Genomic DNA, 1,204 nt, shown 5'->3' on the forward strand with positions numbered 1-1,204 from the left:
CTAGTACATCGTCCGATTAATGCTTTGTGTTATTTGTCGGGCGGCGACGGCGGCGTTTCCGTCGCCGGCGCTTCACCGGATGATCGCGCTGATAGGCCTGAGTGGCCTCGATGATGCTGCGCAACTGTTCCGGTCCCTTGGTCCACGTCAAGGGACCGCTGGTTTCGTTGTACGTCGCGAGATACTCGAGCAAGAACTCGCGCAGCGACTTTTTCGACCGGTCGACCCGGTGCGCGAGCCCCTGTTTGCCGAGGATGCTGAAGAAGCATTCGATCAAATTGACCCATGACGCATGCGTCGGCGTATGGTGGAAGTGGACGCGCGGGTGTCGCTTGAGCCAGCGCTGGGCGGCCGCGTTCTGGTGAATGTTGAGATTGTCGAGGACGACATGGAGATCCCGGGCGGGAAACGCGACGACCACGTCGTTCATGAACGCCAGGAAATTCGCCGACGTGCGGCGGTTCTTGACATGCCCGACGACGCGGCCACTCGCGATGTCGAGGGCCGCGAGCAGGGCCTGGGTCCCGTGCCGCACGTATTCGTTGGTACGCGTCTGGGGACGCTTGGCCCGCAGCGGCAGGCCGGGCTGCGTGCGATCCAGGGCTTGGATCCCGGTCTTCTCGTCCACGCAGATCACCAACGCGTTGTCGGGCGGATGCAGATACAGGCCGACAATGTCGAGCAGCTTGGCCTCGAAGTCGGGATCGGGGCTGAACGTAAAGGTCCGGACGCGATGCGGTTGCAGGTGCGACGCCGTGAGCATCTCATGGACCGTTGCGGGCGGCAGTCCGAGATCGCGCGCCAGGGTGCGCACGGTCCAGCGGCTGTAGATCTCCGGTTGTTGGCACGCGCGCTGCTGGACACGCGCCCAGACGCGCGGGCCATGCTTCGGCGGCCGACCGCTGCGCGGCGCGTCCTGCAGGCCGCCCAACCCGTTGATCGCAAAGGCACGCCGCCATTTGCCGACCGTGATCGCCGGCAGGCCCAATTCCGCCGCAATGGTCTGGTTCGAGTGGCCGGCCGCCGCGCCCAAGATGATCCGGCTCCGCTGGGCCAGCGCCTGCGGCGTCGATGGCGTGCGCACCAGTTGCTGCAGGGTGGCTTCACTCACGGCATCGAGTCTGATCGGTGGGGCAATGCGAGGCATGCCCCACTCTACAAGAACCTGAACGTATCACAAAGTACTTTTCGGACGATGTACTAG

General features: G+C 64.4%; 1 pseudogene. It reads right to left on the reverse strand.

The features are described from left to right. Nucleotides 1-100: 100 nt before the first annotated feature. Nucleotides 101-1,147, reverse strand: a pseudogene (locus GEV06_28575) (IS630 family transposase). Nucleotides 1,148-1,204 lie beyond the last annotated feature (57 nt).

The organism is Luteitalea sp. (assembly GCA_009377605.1).
Classification (GTDB): domain Bacteria; phylum Acidobacteriota; class Vicinamibacteria; order Vicinamibacterales; family Vicinamibacteraceae; genus WHTT01.